The organism is Nostoc sp. DedQUE12b, assembly GCF_034530835.1.
In the GTDB taxonomy this organism is placed as follows: Bacteria; Cyanobacteriota; Cyanobacteriia; order Cyanobacteriales; family Nostocaceae; genus Nostoc.
The window spans coordinates 130,349-148,563 of sequence record NZ_JAVRCI010000001.1; the positions used below are offsets into that span (position 1 = coordinate 130,349).

Annotated in this window: 15 protein-coding genes; 8 read left to right on the forward strand and 7 right to left on the reverse strand. The window is 41.5% G+C overall.

The window, feature by feature from the left end; all coding sequences use genetic code 11:
* The first annotated feature begins 33 nt into the window (after positions 1-33).
* Positions 34-1,119 carry a glycosyl transferase gene (locus RMY16_RS00350; protein WP_322734692.1) on the forward strand — a complete coding sequence of 362 codons (1,086 nt, stop codon included), beginning with the start codon at positions 34-36 and terminating at the stop codon, positions 1,117-1,119.
* 367 nt (positions 1,120-1,486) lie between these two features.
* On the opposite strand, the gene RMY16_RS00355 is transcribed toward RMY16_RS00350, so the two are convergent.
* On the reverse strand, positions 1,487-2,233 hold the full coding sequence (locus RMY16_RS00355) for a class I SAM-dependent methyltransferase (protein ID WP_322734693.1): 747 nt from the start codon (positions 2,231-2,233) through the stop codon (positions 1,487-1,489).
* A 435-nt stretch (positions 2,234-2,668) separates the two neighbouring features.
* Between RMY16_RS00355 and RMY16_RS00360 the strand changes: the two genes are divergently transcribed.
* From RMY16_RS00360 to RMY16_RS00380, 5 genes are all read left to right on the forward strand, one after another.
* Complete coding sequence (locus RMY16_RS00360) at positions 2,669-3,082, forward strand: secondary thiamine-phosphate synthase enzyme YjbQ (RefSeq protein ID WP_322734694.1); 414 nt, start codon at positions 2,669-2,671, stop codon at positions 3,080-3,082.
* Positions 3,083-3,373: 291 nt separating this feature from the next.
* Entirely contained in the window at positions 3,374-4,123 is a 750-nt protein-coding gene (locus tag RMY16_RS00365) for a hypothetical protein (RefSeq protein ID WP_322734695.1), read from the forward strand.
* 32 nt (positions 4,124-4,155) lie between these two features.
* Positions 4,156-4,944: a Nif3-like dinuclear metal center hexameric protein gene (locus RMY16_RS00370; RefSeq protein ID WP_322734696.1), complete on the forward strand. Its 789-nt coding sequence runs from the start codon at positions 4,156-4,158 to the stop codon at positions 4,942-4,944.
* A 281-nt stretch (positions 4,945-5,225) separates the two neighbouring features.
* Positions 5,226-5,444: a hypothetical protein gene (locus tag RMY16_RS00375; protein ID WP_104904795.1), complete on the forward strand. Its 219-nt coding sequence runs from the start codon at positions 5,226-5,228 to the stop codon at positions 5,442-5,444.
* Positions 5,445-6,022: 578 nt separating this feature from the next.
* Entirely contained in the window at positions 6,023-6,334 is a 312-nt protein-coding gene (locus RMY16_RS00380; RefSeq protein ID WP_012408115.1) for a DUF6679 family protein, read from the forward strand.
* Positions 6,335-6,398: 64 nt separating this feature from the next.
* On the opposite strand, the gene RMY16_RS00385 is transcribed toward RMY16_RS00380, so the two are convergent.
* The 6 genes from RMY16_RS00385 to RMY16_RS00410 form a co-directional block, all read right to left on the reverse strand.
* Positions 6,399-8,069: an MBL fold metallo-hydrolase gene (locus RMY16_RS00385; protein ID WP_322734697.1), complete on the reverse strand. Its 1,671-nt coding sequence runs from the start codon at positions 8,067-8,069 to the stop codon at positions 6,399-6,401.
* A gap of 626 nt (positions 8,070-8,695) precedes the next feature.
* On the reverse strand, positions 8,696-9,163 hold the full coding sequence (locus tag RMY16_RS00390; protein WP_322734698.1) for a DUF29 domain-containing protein: 468 nt from the start codon (positions 9,161-9,163) through the stop codon (positions 8,696-8,698).
* Between the two features lie 246 nt (positions 9,164-9,409).
* Entirely contained in the window at positions 9,410-9,634 is a 225-nt protein-coding gene (locus RMY16_RS00395; RefSeq protein WP_322734699.1) for a hypothetical protein, read from the reverse strand.
* Positions 9,635-9,920: 286 nt separating this feature from the next.
* A complete protein-coding gene (locus RMY16_RS00400; protein WP_322665850.1) occupies positions 9,921-10,397 on the reverse strand; it encodes a hypothetical protein in 477 nt (158 codons plus the stop codon).
* A gap of 290 nt (positions 10,398-10,687) precedes the next feature.
* On the reverse strand, positions 10,688-13,852 hold the full coding sequence (locus RMY16_RS00405) for an efflux RND transporter permease subunit (RefSeq protein WP_322734700.1): 3,165 nt from the start codon (positions 13,850-13,852) through the stop codon (positions 10,688-10,690).
* A 98-nt stretch (positions 13,853-13,950) separates the two neighbouring features.
* Positions 13,951-15,408: an efflux RND transporter periplasmic adaptor subunit gene (locus RMY16_RS00410; RefSeq protein ID WP_322734701.1), complete on the reverse strand. Its 1,458-nt coding sequence runs from the start codon at positions 15,406-15,408 to the stop codon at positions 13,951-13,953.
* Between the two features lie 570 nt (positions 15,409-15,978).
* On the opposite strand from RMY16_RS00410, the gene RMY16_RS00415 reads away from it, so the two are divergent.
* A complete protein-coding gene (locus RMY16_RS00415; RefSeq protein WP_292728868.1) occupies positions 15,979-16,860 on the forward strand; it encodes an Npun_R2479 family HD domain-containing metalloprotein in 882 nt (293 codons plus the stop codon).
* A 120-nt stretch (positions 16,861-16,980) separates the two neighbouring features.
* Entirely contained in the window at positions 16,981-18,096 is a 1,116-nt protein-coding gene (locus RMY16_RS00420; protein ID WP_322734702.1) for an ABC transporter permease, read from the forward strand.
* The last annotated feature ends 119 nt before the right edge of the window (positions 18,097-18,215 follow it).

Genomic DNA, 18,215 nt, shown 5'->3' on the forward strand with positions numbered 1-18,215 from the left:
CCTAATTCCTAACTCCTAACTCCTAACTTAAAAATGGAACGCCCAATCTTATACTTAGCGATAACTAACCACGGCTTTGGTCATGCTACCCGCACCGCTTCTATAGCTGCAACAATTCAAAAGTTATGTCCAAAAATTCTGCTAATTGTGGTGAGTACTGCCCCACGCTGGCTGCTAGAGTGCTATATAGAAGGCGATTTTATTTATCGTCCTCGTGCATTTGATTTGGGTGTGGTGCAAACGGATAGTTTGACTATGGATAAAGTAGCGACTTTAGAAAAGTTGCTGGATATTAAGAAGCATCAAAATTCGCTGATAGCTTCAGAAGTGAATTTTATCCGTCAAAATCGCGTTAATCTTATTTTGGCAGATATTCCCTTCCTCGCTCCTGGGTTTGCCAAAGGTGCAAATATTCCCTGCTGGATGATGAGTAATTTTGGCTGGGACTTTATTTACCGAGATTGGGGAGGTGAATTTACAGCAGTTGCAGATTGGATTAGTGATTGGTATTCAAAGTGCGATCGCTTGTTTCGTCTCCCTTTCCACGAATCAATGCCAGCTTTTAATAATATCACCGATGTCGGCTTAACAGGCGGTTCCCCCCGTCATTCTATTAATGATTTACGTTCTCTTTGGGGAATAACTGCACCAGTTGAAAAAACTATTTTGTTGACCTTTGGTGGGTTGGGTTTACAGCAAATTCCTTATGATAACCTAGAGCGATTTCCAGATTGGCAATTTATAGTATTCGATCAATCTGCCCCTGATTTACCTAATTTGGTGAAAATTAATGACCGCAAATACCGCCCTGTAGATTTTATGCCTATTTGTGGGCGAGTCGTCTCTAAACCTGGTTATAGTACTTTTTCGGAAGCCACGATACTAGGAGTACCAATTGTCACCATACCGCGTGAAGACTTTGCCGAAGCAACTTTTATAGTAGAAGGCATAACTAATTATAATCAGCATCAAATCATCACCCCATCTGAGTTTTTTCAAGGAACTTGGAATTTTCTCCATGAGTTACCCCAACCTTCAAGGCAATCTCAACCAATTGCTAAGGATGGTAATGAAACTATAGCTCAAGCTGTCATCAATTATTGCCAGATTAAAAGATAGTAGATAATATTCCTCAGAATAGATGAGATTGGCTAATTACTAACAAAACTTATCCCCAGGGCAAACGCATCTTCTTTACTAATAAAAACTAAAAAAGATTTCAAAAGAATATAAATAATCCTAAAAGTTGCTATAATCTATATTTAAATGCATTCGCCCTGGCTTTTACCCAAATTACCTACTTATCAATTCTTGACTTCAATTACTAAAACTACTGCTATATCTACTTTATACATTTTCACTCTTTTATTAAAAAACACATGACTAATGCGTAGCCATTCGTCATTATTTAGGTGAGTTTGCTCTGAGCACTGAACAAATTTCACAAATTGCTATGTTTGCAGGTTTTGGACAAAACAATTATTTGTTAACGTTTCTGGTAAATATGAAACTTTGACAGTAAAAAGTTTTTCATAAGTTTTTTATTCCCTTCTATGCCAATCTGTTCAAATCCAGACTGCTCCATCAATTCTTTTGTTTTATTGCTATCAAGAATTAACAAATCAGCAGTTGTATCGCTGATTATTTCACCATTGTTTTCTCTGATCCAGAGATACTGCTTCTTAACGCCTGTATCTGTTTTTGAAACTTTGACCTGATGGATTATATCTCCTGGTAATTTCTCTACCCTATCTATATGCATACCTTGAGCGCTCAGAACCAATAGACCATTCATTTTGAGATGTTCAGCGACACGCCTTAATGCTATTACATTATTTTCAATACTATTAATACTACTACATAGTAAGTATTCATTGTCGGTATTTGTATCTAAAAAAAACCAAACGCCACTATTTGAATAAGCTAGATCAAAACTCTCTTCTAGTTGCATATTAAGAACATCAGATTCGACTAATTTAATTTTATTTCCCAGTCGTTTTTTTGCTACATCTAACATTTGTTTAGAAATATCAATTCCTGTTAAGTTACAACTCGGTTTTAGTTTTAAGACTCTTTCTGCTACTAAACCTGTACCTACTCCTATCTCTAGGATATTATTAGAGTCTCTAATTATAGGAAACAGACCTCTAACAACCTCATCGTGGTACTCAGTGTAAATATATTGAAATAATAAATCATAATAGTTTGCTGGATTGTCGGCAAATATATTCATAAAACCCTCGTCAAAGTCGGCGCTTGAAGCAAAAAAATATTATAAGTAGATATTAATTATACTGGACTTTAGACTAGGCTACGGTGCGGAGCCCAAAAGCTTAACAGTGATTGAGATAGCGAAAAATATACTCAATCCTAAGGCAGACTTGAGGTATTACAGAAAAAATATTAGATTGAGCGAGAATTCTTTAAAAAGGATAGTTATTGGCATAACAGCGTAGAAGGACGTATTAGTTTTGTAAAAAGATGCTTTGACTTCCAACGTTGTTTGTATAGAGGAGATATCAAATTTAAACGTTGGGTGGGCTATTAATTTTGAGCGTGGACACGATATTTTGATTAGATGCCAATTTTAATAATAGTTGAGTAGTGTGGCGATCGCAAGAACAAGTTGTTTAATATGCTTGTAATAACCTCAATCTCAGTATTTCAGATGACTCACTATCAAAAGTTACTTAAAATTTCTACTAGGGGCAAATCTTTTCAAAACATCACCACGAAAATTGAAGCTATAGTTGCCGAATCGGGTGTTGAAACTGGCCTTTGTACTTTATTTTTGCGCCATACTTCAGCCAGTTTAGTTATCCAAGAAAATGCCGATCCTGATGTTCTTATGGATCTAGCAAATTTTATGGCAAAACTCGTCCCAGAATCAGGCAAATACATCCACGATGCAGAAGGTCCCGATGATATGCCAGCACATATCCGTACTGCACTCACCCACACTTCTGAACATATCCCCATTAATCGTGGTCATTTAGTACTGGGAACTTGGCAGGGAATTTATGTTTGGGAGCACCGCCAGCGCAGTCATTCCAGAGAATTGATTGTTCACATTTCTGCATAGCCGATTCTCAAGTTTTCTTGAAGGTGGGGTTTTGTAGAGTTTGAATACTCTGGTTATACTGTCTACCTTTTGGATATAATCTCCTAAAGTCACGGTAATATGCATTAAATGAATATCGCCTTGATAACTTTTTGATGACAATTATTGATATAAAATTAACCAAATATGCACTAAATAATTTGTGTATATTTGTAAATTAAAAAGTTAAGTTTATTTGTAAATATTAAATAATTTACTTATACCGATATACACTAATATTGAGTGTAAGCTGTCTGGGCTATTTCTATTACTATGAAGCAAGAACTAACACCAACTAATACTTTTAAACTTATTGATGAAATACTTGCCCAGCAGTCTGTTAAATTATTGTCACTTAGTCCTCAAAAAACATTAATTACCAGCTTTGCGGAATTGGGAAATTTGATTGTGGAACAAAAGACCGACATTCAAATCCTCACAACTATTCAAGCAACTCTCGAAAGCATAGTCCGTACTCAGTTACAAAACTTCCCAGAAAACATCTTCTGGGATTTCGATTTTCTAGTAAGTAGTATGCTTAGGCAGGCTTTAAATGCAGAGGAGGGCGCTATTGCATTCTTAAAAGTTTTTGGTGAAAAGATGGTTTGTCTGACAGAAATGTTCGGAAATCACACGGAAATACGCTTCCGTTATGTTCATGATTTTATCTATGGATTTGACTGGGCAAGATGGGTACAAAAAGAACCGCAAAAACGCGCACATATAGAACCTTTTAGTCTGGTATTTTTGGATTATTTGCTCGTAAAAGGTAAGGAACTTTTACAACGTATTAATCATGGTCAGGTCGTATCTTATAAACTGTGTGAGACGGGCTACCGCAACCCCTTTACCTTTTCTCGTGAACCAGAAGATGAATACCGTCTGCTAACTTGTCTTGCTGAAGAAGAACTTATTCCAGTAGCGGCATGGAACTGGAATGCTAGCCCTGTGTGGAACAAACCTTTTCAAGAAATGCGCCAGCAATTAGCATTAAAATTAAATATTCAACCACAGAGACGCTGATTAGCAATGAAAAATTGCTGAAGAAAATAATTATGAAAATTGCTGATTTAATTACTTGGTTTGAAGCATGGGCGAATCCCGCTTGGTGTGAAAGCTGGGATAATTGTGGGTGGCAAATTGAACCAGGAGTCTTGCAGGAAAAAGCACGGGTTTTGGTGTGCTTGACACCGACTTTAGCGGTAATGGAGGAAGCGATCGCAGAAAATGCTAATCTGATATTCGCCCATCACCCCTTAATTTTTAATCCCCTCAAATCTTTACGCACTGGTGAAGCGATCGCACAAATGGTACGGTTAGCCTTTACCCACAATATTGGTATTTACACTGCCCACACGAATTTTGACCAAGTGCAAGATGGGACTGCTGACGTTTTGGCTCAGATTTTAGAACTCAAAGAAGTTGCTCCCATAGTACTTACACAAGGAGGATTAGGATATGGCCGTGTTGGTTTGCTAGAGCCATTTATGACATTGCAGGAATTACTTGCAACTATTCAAAGCCGACTCGCTCCCCCTAATTTGATTTTTTCCCCGACTGTTGATTTACAGCAAACAATTTCACGAGTTGCTGTTTTGGGTGGTTCGGGGGCTAGTTACATTTCAGCCGTTGCCAAAACAGGTGCCCAAGCTTATCTGACTTCTGACTGTAAGTTTCATCAGTTTCAAGAAAGCCGCGACCGCAATCTTATTTTAATCGATGCTGGACATTATGCTACCGAACGTCCGGCTTGCGATCGCTTGGCGCAAAAATTCCAGTCTTTAAACTTAGACTGGGTGCAATTAAGTCAAAAAGATGAAGATTTCCGCCAGTTTTTTGCTTGATTCCTGATGTTTGATCGGACTTTGTGGATGCTTGTCGAAAAAATTGATTATTGTATTTTAATTTTGTTAAAACATTCAGCTTTTCAATATTGATGCTGAAAATTCCTATTCTTTTTTATCTCTGTATATTAATAGATGGAGTATATAAAAATCATATTGTGATGTAAATCACCGATTAAGCGTAATACTAATCACACAGTATTAATGTTTCATATCAATTAGTAATAGAGGAAAATGTTCCACACTAGACCTAATAGTTTGCTCACTCTGCCCTAATTAAGATGATTCGCACAATTATTGCATCTGCTTTCCAAACCGGATATCTTAGTGTTGAATCTGAGGGTTTACTCCAGCAGGTGCTAGCCACTAAATGCTATCAGTCAGAGGATTTGCCAGACCTAGCAGCTCTATACGATGCAGTTCGCGCAGGAAAAATTAAACGAGAAGCATCCTCGTCGAACGTGCTTATAGAATTTCCTTTACCACATAAATCCTCCTGAGACTTCTGGAGTAGAATTTTCTCATGGTCTTTTCCCTCTACCTCTTTCCTTACGCTGTTGCCTTTTTTCAGGCAAAAACCTGAAAAACTCAAAACTATTTGGCTGTTGTTGTTGAAAAGCATCAAGGTCAGCAAGAGAATGAGTTAAGATCAGATACAAGTGGGTAAAAGTAAAGCCAAGTCTCCGGACTTCCCAGTAATGCCAATGATTAAAAGTAGGCAAGTTAAACAACCGCAATCAACGATTGTTTTGGAGTATTCTTTATTACATAATGGTAAGAATGACTCACCAAGAAATATAAACCTGGTTAGGACAGGTACCGAATTGTTTGACTTCCATAGAAGCAGACATTCCCTAGAATAAGCCGGAGAGAGACTGAGTTCATTGCTGGAGCAACCATTGATTTATGACCCAACATTATCCTGGTATTTTGACAACTAGAAGCAAATGTTAGGATTGGGTTATGAAGCGTAGTTGTTCTAAACAGTGAAATTAACCTCTTAAAGGTGTAATGTAATGGGGTAAAACCCAGATTTTTACAGGTTTAACTACGTTGTTTAAAAAGGCAGAAACAGTACATGCTACACCGCAAGATTTATCAACTCTGTTGCGATGGGCGCGAGGTATGTGTTTTCTTGCGGGACCAGCAACGCTGGATTGAACGCGCCCGCATCATAGACATAGAGGGAGATTTAGTGACCCTACGTTATGAAACAGAAGAAGAGGACGAAGTTTGTTCTTGGGAAGAAATGGTTCGCCTCGAGAGCATTGGTGCTGTAACGCAAAAATTGGCTTCAGTACCACGCGGTAATGTAGAACCTCTGATGACTGAAGATTGTCCCGAAGCAGAGCGCATTCACAACCGTTACACTGACTCGAATCCAGAATAAATAATCAGTGCTGAGTGCTGAGTATCGAGTGCTGAGTAATAAATCCTAACTCAGGACTCAGAACTCAGGACTCAGGACTAGATAAACTTTCAAAGGCAGGACAGTAACCTTCGAGAGTTACCTTAAAGTTATACAACGGGGAAGCTGGATTCCAACACCGCTGCCCCCTTTGATGTCGGCAAGTACCACAACAGTCTACGTCTGTCCATGTATAGCGATCGCTATTTTGGTTGAGCAGTTCTCGTTGAGACAATCCCCTTAATACTAGTTCCTCCCCTTGCCAACGAGCTTCGATTAAACCAGTATCGGCAAATTGCCGCCAACGCGGATCGGCAGTAATCACATTGGGTAGGGTAATTGTGATTATTGTTCCTAACTCTGTCAGTTCGCCTTCGTAGTTAGTCTCTGGAGCTGCCGGTTGTAAAAATGTGTCGCCAATGGGCAGTTCTACTAAGGTATCAGCCGCCGGAGAATGTACGTGGTAGCGGTTTTGCAACTCTTCTAAGCTCGTCAAGTCTGCCAAGTAGGCAGGAGAACCGTGGACAAAAATCACGTGCTGGGGTCGCAAATTATGAATTAGCTGCGTAGTACCAGGGCCATCACTATGTTGAGCTAAAAGATAGCTTTCGACAGTGCTGGGTGCTAAATATTCTTTGTTAACTTTTATATCAATTTTCTCTGGTAGGAGAATCAGCCAGGGGCCGGTGTCTAATTGGCAGTGTTCGCCTAAATCAGATGTTGAATCGGTGAGGACAATACAAGGTGACTTGCCCACACTGGGACGATGTTCTGCTTGTAGGCGACGCACGCGGGGACGTACCCGTTCATCCCAAAATAAGGGTTGATGGCGGGCGAAGTTCTGTACCGATGGAGGGAGATGCGGTAGCAGTTCAAGGTAGGCATCACACCCAGTGGCGACAGCACCATCTACCCAAATATCTAAATCTCGTCCGGTGAAGTGGTGATGCGATCGCAAGAGCATTAATAATTCTTGACCCAATCCTAAAGCCGGCGTGGGAAGAATTACAGAACAATGGTCAGCGATCGCGCGATTAATTCGCTCGGCTAGTTGATTTTCTTGGTTGCGGCGGTGAGGATGACGGGATGTGCCATAACTACCTTCAATGATTAGCACATCCAAGTCTAAACCCCGCAGTTCCTCTAAACGCAAACCTTCTACCAACCGGGAGTTCGATAAGAAAAAGTCCCCCGTATACAGTAGCTTGTAAGTACGCTGCTGGGTGGTGTAGGTCAGGAGAATTGCTACTGCCCCTGGTAAATGTCCTGCGGGAAATAATTCTGCCACCAAACCATCTTGGAATTCCACAGGCGATCGCAATGGCAAAGCATGGCAAAATTGGGAAATTTCCTTCGGATCTTCGTCTACCCAATTCAGCGGTAATAACTTGCTAGTTACTTCACTACCATAAATAGGTAACTTGGGAAAAGTTTTATGCAGCGCCAGTAAGCCTTTAGCATGATCTGGGTGAGCATGACTAATCAAAACTAAATCTGCTGGTAGGGGCGAACTAGTTCCACGTCCCGATTTAGTAAACCCGTTAGCCAGCGATGAAATATCATCTAAACCACAGTCCAACAGAATGCGGTGTGGCCCCATTTTTACCAATAAACACACGCCCTCATTGTCATGCTGGACACTATAGGGCAAACATTCTAATTCGCTACCCGCTTCCCCAGCATCTACGCGAGAGGATGCCGACAGATTATCCCTCATGCTCTCCTCCCCTCAAACCTCATCATCATGGACATATCCCAAAAGCCAAAAGTTACACAAATTTTGGTTTTGTGACTTAGGGGTAAGTTTTATCGTGCGCCCCTACACCCTGAGAATACGGATTTTGGATTGGGGAGGACGCCTGCACCGAACCCGCACTGGTTCGGAAAGGTGGGCTAACGAGAAGCTATCAAACTAGGAGCTACAGCAGTTTGCCTCTGGTTTCTTTTCCCTTTACAAGTTTTGAGCGCTCTTAGCCAACTCACCCTCGGGGAAGTCGATCGAGCGTTTACAGATTTATCTCAATGTGCGGAGCCATTGCCATGATAGTTATCTGAATCATAGAACCCGTTTTTCGTGCCGAAAAATAAGCACGAAATCGTAAATATAACTGTTAATCCAGCTAGAATCAGCTTTACATCCATTTGTCTGCTGCCCTTTACTCAAAGACTTTCCTATATTAATTTAGTGTTTCTGCAATCAAACGGAATCACTAGAAAATCTTTACTATGCTTATATGGATTGGGCAATAGGTAAATTTACCGCAATCAGTCAGATTGTAGAACCTTTCGGTCAAGCTGTCTATCTATCTAGATGTAAAGCAATATGACAGCAGGAGCAATCCTCTACAGCCCGTAAAAATCTTCATCTAAAATCTGCTCAATCGAAAAAGGACAAACGGTGGGATACTCACTTTCTTCCGGTATCCGAATTCCAAACTTAGCCAGCTTACCTTCCTTAATCCCTAGCTTTCGAGCATCTGGGTAGGCTTTTTCCACCGCCTCTATTAGAAAACTTTTGAGAGAAGGAGTATCTGCCAAATTATTGATAACTCGCTGACGATGTTCAAGTATGGAGCTATACCAGCTGCCTTTCATGCTATCGGGGACATCATACTGAACGCGTAACTTGAGTAAATGTGCTAACAAAATTGTCAGATTGCTTTTGAGCGCATTTTTCTCTGCTTTGCCCAAATCAACTAGCTCCTCAATCAAATGCTCAATATCCAACGCCTCAAATTCATGATTTTGTAACTGTTGAATGGTTTGCTCAATCCATAATTGCAAATCTTGATCGTATAGCGGGTTAGGCATTTCTCAGATTAGCTCCTAGTTACTCACTCGATCATATCGATGAAAGCGAGTTTTGCACTAATCGGCGTTTACCCAAGGTAGAGAGAGGAGGAAAGTTAGGAGTAGGGTGAAACAGAAAAGGAAAAAGAGGGAAAGCTTGCTGTTTTGGCGGGGTGTGATGAGCATAATTGGGGGCAAGGTGGCAGATTACACGCGGCTAAAAGTATAATAACAACCTTGCAATTCCTAATTACTGATTGAGAGCCTTTAATACTTGTGGACGAGTATTAAAGACTCATTGACGAATGTTTGATATTCATCGCCGAAGCTTTGATATTCATCGCTGAATCTTTGATATTCATCGACGAAGCTTTGATATTCATCGACGAAGCTTTGAGGTTCATCGCTGAATCTTTGATATTCATCGACGAAGCTTTGATATTCATCGACGAAGCTTTGATATTCATCGACAAAGCTTTGATATTCATTCACCGTGAGTTTAAAAAACCTCTCCCTGCCTTGAACTAAAGTTCAAGTCTGTCCCTCTCCGACTCAGAGAGGGACAGGTTTTGCGTAGTAAAACCGGGGAGAGGTCTTTTGGGCGGACACGATATCACCTATCAAATTCAAGTCATTCACTAAAAAATACACTTTGTTTTGCAAATCATGAGACTCTTGCAGAAGTTGAGAAAACAGAAAGGGGAAAAGAAAAAGGAATTACATCTCCCTTTAACCTTTCCCCTTGAACTTTTCTGGTGCATCTGGCAATATTTACAGACTATGAATCAGATGCAGCTTTGGCAGGTTTACTTTTTATAGCCTTAAAGCGATCGCCTAATTGTTCAGCTATAGTTTTTAACCCTGGAGTTTTCTTAGCAGCTGTCTTGACGTAATCATAAACTGTCAAGCTGCTACCCATTGCTTCGCTACCAACTGCCATTAGGGTATCATCTACTTGTTCTGTCAGTTGTCGCAGTCCAATCAATAGTTCGGTGAGGTTAGCGGCTAGTTGATAATCCCGAATAAACTCATCTAAATCAAAGCTGGCTGGTAAGATTTCCTTGTTAGACTGGGCAGCAATCAGGCTAGTGTTGACAAAAGCGAGTCTTTTATCGCCCATCTTAAATAACTTGCGTCGTTCTTCCACACTCAGGGTAACGAGAAAAGGCATTTTTGCTTGGATAGTCGCGAAGGCTGCTTTAATTTCCTGGATATCTGCTGGGGAAAGGGAGGCGGTGATGTTTTGGTAAGCCATTGGTTATTTACTCAGGTGAATCTGTTTGTTATGATTCCCAGGGGTAAATGCGATCGCACAACAGGCAGAGAGACGGAATAATTTTAGATTTTGAATTTTAGATTTTGAATTAAATAATCTATAGTAGTTTTCAAATGGAAGCAATACAGTTTGACCTCTCTCCAAACCTCTCTCCTAAAAGGAGAGAGGCTTTGAGTCTTACTCCCCAACGCTAGCAGGGAAGGGGCTGGGGGTTAGGTCTGTATTGAACTCAGCCGATAAGCATTATAAAATCCAAACTTGAAAAGGCATTATGGCCGCGATGGTTTTTTACCAAAGCCATAGCGCAATGTATCCATAATCCAAGTTTGAAAGTTGTCGATGTAGCTAAAAATCACTGGTACTACCACCAGTGTCAACAAAGTAGAAGTTGTAAAACCGCCCATAATGGCAATTCCCATCGGTTGGCGAACTTCAGAACCCGCACCAATTCCTAATGCTAAAGGCAGAATACCTGCGATCGTTGCCAGAGAAGTCATCATAATCGGGCGTAGACGTGACACGCCTGATTCAATAAGTGCCTGACGTTGGGTTTTACCTTCTTGCATATTGATAATGGTATAGTCAACTAACAAAATTGAGTTTTTGGTGACAATTCCCAACAGCAACACAATACCAATCAGGGCATATATTCCCAAAGGTTTTTGAGCAACCATCAATGCTACTAATGCGCCGCCTAAACAAAAGGGTAAGGCTGCCATAATCGATAATGGATGAAGAAAGTTGTTATACAGCAGTACCAGAATTGCATAAATACACATTAATGCTAGCCCCAACGCACCGCCAAAGCGACCGAAAATATCTTGCATAATTTTGGCACTGCCTGATGGTTGCTGTACTACTCCTGGCGGTAAGTTTTGCATTGCAGGTAGTTGGTTGATTGTCTGGACTGCCTCTCCTAAAGAAAGCCCTTGCAAATTGGCTTCTACAGCGACTTGACGGGCGCGATCGTAACGGTTGATGGTAGCAGGGCCGCTACCAAAGCGGATATCTGCTACTGCTATGAGGGGAATTAATCTACCATCTTGACTAGGGACTTGCAGATTTGTGATTGTGTTAATGTCAGCCCGCGCTTGCGGATCAATTTGCACACGAATCGGGATTTGGCGATCGCTTAAATTAAATTTTGCCAAGTTGGCATCATTATCGCCGATGGTGGCAAGGGACGCAGTACGAGCGATCGCTTGCACTGTCACCCCTAAATCTGCCGCCCGTTGCGGGTTAGGAATTACCAAAATCTCTGGTTTAACTAAACTTGCAGTCGAAGCCACTTCTACCAATCCGGCTAGCGATCGCATCTGCTTTTCTAGGGCATCAGCAGCTTGATTTAATGCTTTGGGATTTTCACTTCTGAGGACAATTGATAAACCTTTGCGACTGTCACCCGGTGACTGACTTTGAAAACTAATTCTCGCTCCTGGTATTTGCTCAAAGGAAGGACGCACTTGTTCCTCAAACTGTTTTTGGGAAATATTTCGTTCTTCTCTAGGTTTGAGATTAATCGCAAGGCTGGCAGAATTGATCTCTTCTGTTGCTAGTACACGTTCTACTACTGGGTTTTGGCGGATGATGTCAGTCGTTTGTGTGACTACCTTGTTAACGTCTTCTAATGTAGAACCAGGAGGTAATTCTATAGCTACGTTAGAAATTCCAAAATCGCCATCATCAACAAAACCCTTGGGAATTAAAGGAACCAGCATTGCACTGGCAATAAAAAAAGCTAAGGCGATCGCTATTGTTGTCAATCTATGGCGTAACGCCCACTGTAAAAGCGATCTATAAGGTTGAAACCCTTGACGCTTTTCATCTCCAAGTTTTCTACTTCCCTTCCCGCCACCTGGAAGTGTAAATTTAAAATTAAAAATTTTTATTACTCCCCTGCCCCCCTGCCCCTCCGCCCTTCGGTCACTGAGCGTAGTCGAAGTGTGCCCCTCCTTCTCCTTTAAAAGATACGCCCCCATCATCGGCGTAACCATCCGTGCGACAAGAGTTGAGAAAATTGTGGAAACGGCAACGGTAACGCCAAATGGTTGAAAAAATTGCCCCGGAATCCCACCCATAAAAGCAACGGGCAAAAACACTGCAATAATCGTTGCTGAACTTGCGATTACCGCTAATCCTACTTCGTCGGAAGACTCAAAAGCAGCTTCCCAAGCTGACTTGCCCATAGCGATATGCCGTTCCATATTTTCAATTTCCACAACGGCATCATCTACCAAGTTGCCCACCGCCAGCGCTAATGCCAACAAAGTCATGTTGTTGAGGGTGTAACCAAGGGCTTGCTGCACTGCGAAGGTGGGAATTATTGATAGGGGTAAGGCAACAGCCGTAATTAATGTTGCTCGCCAGTCCCGCAAAAACACTAAAATAACGATGACCGCCAACACTGAAGCTTGAATTAACTCATCAATGGTGCTTTGGTAAGATTGACGGACAATATCGGCTCTAGTAAAAATTAAATCCAGCTTGACATCTGGAGGAAGAGTTTTTTCCAGTTGTTTGACTGCTGCTTTCACTCCTTCTTCCACAGTCACCAGAACGCTGCCAGTACTACGTAAAACTTGGAAAGCTACGACAGGTTGATTATTTAAACTGGCAGCTTGGCGCACGTCACCAAATTTATCTTCTACGGTTCCCAGGCTGGATAAAGGTACGGAACCACCTTGTGGTAGGAGGATTTCATAAGTTTTCAAAATATCTACACTGGCGGCACTTCCAAGTGTGCGGATACTTTGTTCGCTACCACCGACTTCGGCACGTCCGCCAGGTAAGTTAATGTTCAAAGCACGGATTTGGTCGTTTACCTGAGTGGCGGTAATCGCTAAAGATTGTAAGCGATCTGGATTAAGATTAATGCGAATTTCTCGGTCAACGCCACCCACGCGCTGAATTTGTGCTACACCACGAACTCCCAATAAGGCGCGGCTAATAGTTTGGTCTACGATATTGCTTAATTCTTCTACAGAGCGTCGGTCTGATTTAACTGCGTAGGTAATCACCGGGCCGCCGGAAAATTCTAGGCGTTCCACAATTGGATCGTTAATGTCTTGGGGTAAATCTTGGCGAATTTGAGCGATCGCATTCCGAACATCATTAGTGGCGCGATCGCTATCTGTACCCAAAACAAAGTTGATTGTCGTCTTAGAATTCCCATCGCTGACGGTGGAAATCATGTAATCGATATTGCCCAACCCCGCCACAGCATCTTCAATTTTTTTCGTCACTTGAGATTCTAGTTCTGCTGGGCCTGCACCTGGTTGGGTGACTTTAATCAAAACTGTTGGCACATCAATATTTGGGTTAGTATCAATCCCCAAGGATATAAAGGAGAACCAACCCATAACCGTCAAAATTAAAAATAAAACTATTGTGGGAACAGGTTTTTTAATCGACCAGGCTGAGATATTAAAAGACATTGGGAAATTTTAGATTTTGGATTAGTCATTTGTCATTTGTCATTGGTCATTTGTCATCGGTTATTTTTCCTATTCCCGATTTCTCATTACCATTCCTTTCAATTTGCAACTCGAACCCGATCGCCATCTTTGAGATAACCTGCACCATCAACTACAACGTGATCGCCTAACTGTAAGCCACTCTTGATTTCCACTGTGTCGTTATTACCAGGATCTCCTAACTCTACTTTCTGGCTGCGGACTATATTTTCACCCGATAAGATGAATACAATTACACTTGCGTCAGCTTGAGACTGCACTGCTTTTTGTGGCACTACCATTCTCATCCCTGAATTAGTAGTAATTGCAGCACTAGCAAACATTCCTGGTTTCAGTAAAGTTGTTGGTGGCAAGTCAATTTTCACTGTCGCTTCCCGTCTTTGATCGTTCACCTGTGGTTGTATGTCTCTGACTCGTCCCTGCGATCGCACCCGCCGATCGACATCAGAAGTAACTTGCACCGATGCGCCAATTTTCACCTGAGTTAGTTGAGTTTCGGGCACCTTCGCCTGAAGTTCTAGCTTTTCATCTCGGATAATCGAAAATAGTTTTTGTGCGCCACCAATCACGGTTCCCACCTGAGTTTGCGGCGGTACACCAGTGACATCACCGACTCTAGCCAGTTTCTCGGCGATTACTCCCGAAACCGGCGCACGTACTACAGTTTGTCCCAACTGAGTTTGCAGTTGTTGCACCTTAGCAGCACTGCTCTTGACATCGGCTTTGGCTTTGTTAATGATCGCTTGGGCGTTATTAATATTGGCTTGGGCACTGCCAATATTAGCCTGGGCACTACGCACATTTTCTTGGGACAGGTTCACAACTTCTATGGCAGTTTTCACATTGTAGGAACGAGTATCAAGTTCTTGTTTGCTAATCGTCCCAGAATCAGCAAGTTGTTGATAGCGCTGATAATTTTTGCCTGCTTCTTCTAACCTCGCCTTAGCTTGAGCTAAATCGGCTTGTCTTTGCTGGACTATTGCTTTATTTGATACCAAATCGGCTTGTTTGGATGCCAAATCGGCTTGTTTAGATGCCACATCTGCTTGTTTCGATTCCACATCTGCTTTTGCTTGGCTAATTTGGCTTTGCACTATAGAATCATCCAACACCGCCAACACTTGACCTTGTTTGACAAAAGCTCCTTCTTTGACATTTGCGGGGATGCTTTTAATTTGTAAACCGTTTGTTTGCGGTAGCACCGGAATTAAATCACTCGCGGCTACAGTCCCAGTCGTTTTGAGGGTACGGACAACACGGGCGGTTTCTACTGTGGCGATAGTAACTGTCATCGCTGGGTTAACTTTTTTATCCGCTACCGCGCTTTGTTGACGGGATGGAAAACGATTTAATACACTCATCCCAGCCAAGGCGATCGCAATTCCTAAACCAGTACCTAAGAATAATGGCTTCAGCCACGCCCTGGTTAGTTTTTGATCTGATTTGCTTAAAAAACTCCTATCTTCAGAGGTTATAGCTTCTTCCACCTCGACTTCTGAAAGACTTTCATCGCTCACAGTTACACCTCTACTTGCTGTCTACGCATACCAAATCTTGGTATTTTCTTAAGAAAACTTGAAGTTTATTTACTTCGATATCAACTATGACGCATTTCATAGTAAATGTCTTTTATCTGCAATAGTATATAATACAACTTTGCAAGTCAGAGAAATTACTATCAACTCAAATGATAATAAATTTTATGTAGATTATGATACAAAAAATTATCCCATCTCATAGAGCTACTCTATGTCACACACCATCTGTATTTAGATCACTGACAACCAATGGTTAAATATGAAAAACTGATATAGCTCATCTAGATTTATCTAATTAGAATCGAAAGTATTTATGTACCTTGGTACACCAAAAACTTATTTTTTACACGTAATCAATCATTTTTCTAAAGGCTTTGTGTTGCCAGGAAGCTATGCATCCAGGCATAGATAAAGCTAGCGTCCACAGCTATACGTGAGTTACAAAGGAGCAAACTCCATTGTCTTAAATTCAGCAAGGGTGGCCTTGACTATGGAATTTTGAAATCAATCCAATCAATAACAAATTGGTATTTACCAGAGTAAGCAGATATGTTTAATGCCACTGAAATTTTAATTGATGCCTTTGTAAATGAAATTCGAGACGGCTACCGTCGCACTTATGGCTGCTTTAAAAATGATTATCAGGATATTATCGCCTGGGCAGGTAACATGGCTTTGGAAAACATTGCCAATAGCGACGCCCTTTATCACAATGTTGAACACACAGTCCTAGTCGCCCTAGTGGGGCAAGAAATTTTACGTGGCAAACATATCAGAGAAGGCGGTGTTTCCAGTGAAGACTGGTTGCATTGTATTATTTCCTTAGTGTGTCACGATATTGGTTACGTTAAAGGGGTTTGTCGGCAAGACCGAGAAACAGCAAACTTATATGCCACAGGTAAAAATGGCAGAATGATTTCTGTGGCTGCTGGCGCTTCTGATGCCAGTTTGACGCCGTATCATGTTGATAGAGCCAAGCTTTTTATTGATGAGCGTTTTGGAGGTCACAAGTTAATAGATGCTGACGCAATCAAGAGCAATATTGAATTGACTAGATTTCCCGTACCTGCGGCAGAAGATCATCAAGATACAAAGTGCTTTGCAGGATTAGTCCGTGCTGCTGATTTGATTGGTCAACTAAGCGACCCGCGTTACCTGAAGAAAATTACTTCTTTATTTTACGAATTTGAAGAAACTGGTGTAAATAAAGTTTTGGGCTATAAAACCCCTGCCGATTTACGCAATAACTACGCTAAGTTTTATTGGAATGGCGTCTATCCCTATATCCAAGAAGGACTGCATTACCTATCATTGACACAACAGGGAAAACAAATTCTCGCTAATCTCTACTCAAACGTGTTTGTTGTGGAACATGAAAAACAACAGGAAGAACAGCAGCGGTATTTAGAGAAGTTAGCAGTTGGCAGTTAGGAGTTAGGAGTTAAAAGTTAAGAGTTAGGAGTTTAAGAGTTGAAAATTATTAATCATAAGTTATGAATTAAGATAAAAGCTTAATAACTCATAACTCCTAACTTATAACTCCTAACTACTATGGATTGGTGGCGACGACTTAAGAAAAATCCTTTGGCACGATTTGGGGCCATTTTGCTGTTAATTTTCTATATAGGAGTAATTGCAGCTGATTTCGTAGCTCCTTATGACCCCTATACTTCACAACCTAATGGTTCACTGCTGCCACCAACGAAGATACACTGGGTTTCTCAGTCAGGGCAGTTTATCGGGCCTTATGTTTATCCGACGACGCAGGGAGATACGAATTTAGATACAGGCGATCGCCAAATCATTGTAGACTCAACAAAGCCTTCGCCTCTGCGTCTATTTGTCTCCGGGCCAGAATACCGATTGTTGCAGATGAGTTTGCCACTACCGCCGAAGTGGGATGAAGTCACAATCTTTGGTGGTATCCCCTTAAATCGGCATTTATTTGGCACAACAACTGGCGCAAAAGTCAATATTTTGGGCACTGATGACCAAGGCCGCGACCAATTTAGTCGCCTGCTGCATGGCGGTCGCATCAGTATGTTTATCGGGATTTTTGGCATTATCATTACCTATCCCCTCGGTTTGCTCATCGGGGGAATTTCCGGCTATTTCGGCGGTGTGACTGATAGCGTCATTATGCGCTTGGCTGAAGTACTAATGACTTTCCCTAGTATTTATCTTTTGGTAACATTGGGCGCAGTCTTACCAGCTGGTTTAAGTAGTACCCAGCGCTTTTTGCTGATTGTAGTGATTACTTCGGTGATTAGCTGGGCTGGTTTAGCACGGGTGATTCGGGGACAGGTACTATCAATTAAAGAGCGAGAATTTGTCCAAGCCTCGCGTGCAATGGGCGCGAACCCAATTTATATCATTATCCGTCATGTTTTACCGCAAACGGCTAGTTATGTAATTATCTCTGCGACTCTTGCAATTCCTAGCTTTATTGGTGCAGAGGCGATATTGAGTCTCATCGGCTTGGGTATTCAACAACCAGATCCCTCTTGGGGCAATATGTTATCTCTGGCTAGCAATGCTTCAATTTTGGTATTGCAACCTTGGCTAATTTGGCCGCCGGCTGTGCTGATTATTCTCACAGTGTTGGCATTCAACTTACTCGGTGATGGGCTCAGAGATGCACTCGATCCTCGTAGTTTGAGAAGATAAGCCTTCAATAAATAGTAAATGGTGTCGCCGAAATAACAAATGAGTTCGCTGAAATAACAAATGCGATCGCCAAAGTAACAAATGCGAACGCTGAAATAACAAATGCGAACGCTCGTACT

What these genes read in the sequence shown, in the direction of transcription:
- RMY16_RS00375 (WP_104904795.1), top strand. Translation starts at nt 5,226, where the DNA reads ATGATTCGCACAATTATTGCATCTGCTTTCCAAACCGGATATCTTAGT.
- RMY16_RS00360 (WP_322734694.1), top strand. Translation starts at nt 2,669, where the DNA reads ATGACTCACTATCAAAAGTTACTTAAAATTTCTACTAGGGGCAAATCT.
- RMY16_RS00365 (WP_322734695.1), top strand. Translation starts at nt 3,374, where the DNA reads ATGAAGCAAGAACTAACACCAACTAATACTTTTAAACTTATTGATGAA.
- RMY16_RS00350 (WP_322734692.1), top strand. Translation starts at nt 34, where the DNA reads ATGGAACGCCCAATCTTATACTTAGCGATAACTAACCACGGCTTTGGT.
- RMY16_RS00405 (WP_322734700.1), bottom strand. Translation starts at nt 13,852, where the DNA reads ATGTCTTTTAATATCTCAGCCTGGTCGATTAAAAAACCTGTTCCCACA.
- RMY16_RS00385 (WP_322734697.1), bottom strand. Translation starts at nt 8,069, where the DNA reads ATGAGGGATAATCTGTCGGCATCCTCTCGCGTAGATGCTGGGGAAGCG.
- RMY16_RS00390 (WP_322734698.1), bottom strand. Translation starts at nt 9,163, where the DNA reads ATGCCTAACCCGCTATACGATCAAGATTTGCAATTATGGATTGAGCAA.
- RMY16_RS00370 (WP_322734696.1), top strand. Translation starts at nt 4,156, where the DNA reads ATGAAAATTGCTGATTTAATTACTTGGTTTGAAGCATGGGCGAATCCC.
- RMY16_RS00355 (WP_322734693.1), bottom strand. Translation starts at nt 2,233, where the DNA reads ATGAATATATTTGCCGACAATCCAGCAAACTATTATGATTTATTATTT.
- RMY16_RS00415 (WP_292728868.1), top strand. Translation starts at nt 15,979, where the DNA reads ATGTTTAATGCCACTGAAATTTTAATTGATGCCTTTGTAAATGAAATT.
- RMY16_RS00400 (WP_322665850.1), bottom strand. Translation starts at nt 10,397, where the DNA reads ATGGCTTACCAAAACATCACCGCCTCCCTTTCCCCAGCAGATATCCAG.
- RMY16_RS00380 (WP_012408115.1), top strand. Translation starts at nt 6,023, where the DNA reads ATGCTACACCGCAAGATTTATCAACTCTGTTGCGATGGGCGCGAGGTA.
- RMY16_RS00420 (WP_322734702.1), top strand. Translation starts at nt 16,981, where the DNA reads ATGGATTGGTGGCGACGACTTAAGAAAAATCCTTTGGCACGATTTGGG.